Source organism: Streptococcus sp. HMSC077D04 (assembly GCF_001808785.1).
GTDB lineage: Bacteria > Bacillota > Bacilli > Lactobacillales > Streptococcaceae > Streptococcus > Streptococcus mitis_BX.
Genome location: NZ_KV794529.1, coordinates 96,478 through 97,570, shown reverse-complemented (window position 1 = coordinate 97,570; position 1,093 = coordinate 96,478). Strand labels below are relative to the sequence as shown.

Here is a 1,093-nt window from a genome sequence, read left to right as displayed (position 1 = left end):
TTGAGCAGCCTGTGGCTAGCTTCCTAGTTTGCACTTTGATTTTCATTGAGTATAAAAAAGAATCCGCTTTGAGCGGATTTTTCTAGAAAGGAATCATTATGGATCAACTGCAGATTAAGGATTTGGAAATTTTTGCCTATCATGGTCTTTTTCCTAGTGAGAAAGAATTGGGGCAGAAGTTTGTTATTTCCGCAATCCTATCCTATGATATGACCAAGGCGGCGACAGATTTGGATTTAACGGCTTCTGTCCATTATGGAGAACTGTGTCAGCAGTGGACGACTTGGTTTCAGGAAACAACTGAGGACTTGATTGAAACGGTAGCCTACAAACTGGTAGAACGTACCTTTGAGGCCTATCCTCTTGTCCAAGAAATCAAGCTGGAACTGAAAAAACCTTGGGCGCCAGTGCATTTGCCGCTAGATACTTGCTCAGTGACCATCCATCGCCGCAAGCAACGGGCTTTTATCGCCCTGGGAAGCAATATGGGAGATAAGCAAGCAAACTTGGAGCGAGCCATTGACAAACTGCGAGCTCGTGGCATCCATATTCTCAAAGAGTCCGGTGTCTTAGCGACGGAGCCTTGGGGTGGAGTAGAGCAGGATAGCTTTGCTAATCAAGTGGTTGAGGTGGAAACCTGGCTACCAGCACCAGTCTTGTTAGAGACCTTGTTAGCCATTGAGTCAGAGATGGGACGGGTGAGAGAGGTATATTGGGGGCCTCGTTTGATTGATTTGGACTTGCTCTTTGTGGAGGACCAGGTCATTTATACAGACGACCTTATTTTGCCTCATCCTTACATAGCGGAACGCCTTTTTGTTCTTGAGTCCTTACAGGAAATTGCGCCTCATTTTATCCATCCGACATTAAAGCAACCGATCCGCAACTTGTATAATGCTTTGAAAAAATAGAAAAAACTCTAGTTTTCAGTCACTTGCAACTGAAGGCTAGAGTTTTTATACTCTTCGAAAATCTCTTCAAACCACGTCAGCGTCGCCTTACCGTAGGTATGGTTACTGACTTCGTCAGTTTCATCTGCAACCTCAAAACGATGTTTTGAGCTGACTTCGTCAGTTCTATCCACAACCTCAAA

General features: G+C 44.6%; 1 protein-coding gene. It reads left to right on the top strand.

Features of this window, described 5'->3' with window-relative positions; genetic code table 11:
• The first annotated feature begins 98 nt into the window (after positions 1-98).
• Positions 99-911 carry a dihydroneopterin aldolase gene (gene folB, locus HMPREF2701_RS04295; protein WP_061590025.1) on the top strand — a complete coding sequence of 271 codons (813 nt, stop codon included), beginning with the start codon at positions 99-101 and terminating at the stop codon, positions 909-911.
• The last annotated feature ends 182 nt before the right edge of the window (positions 912-1,093 follow it).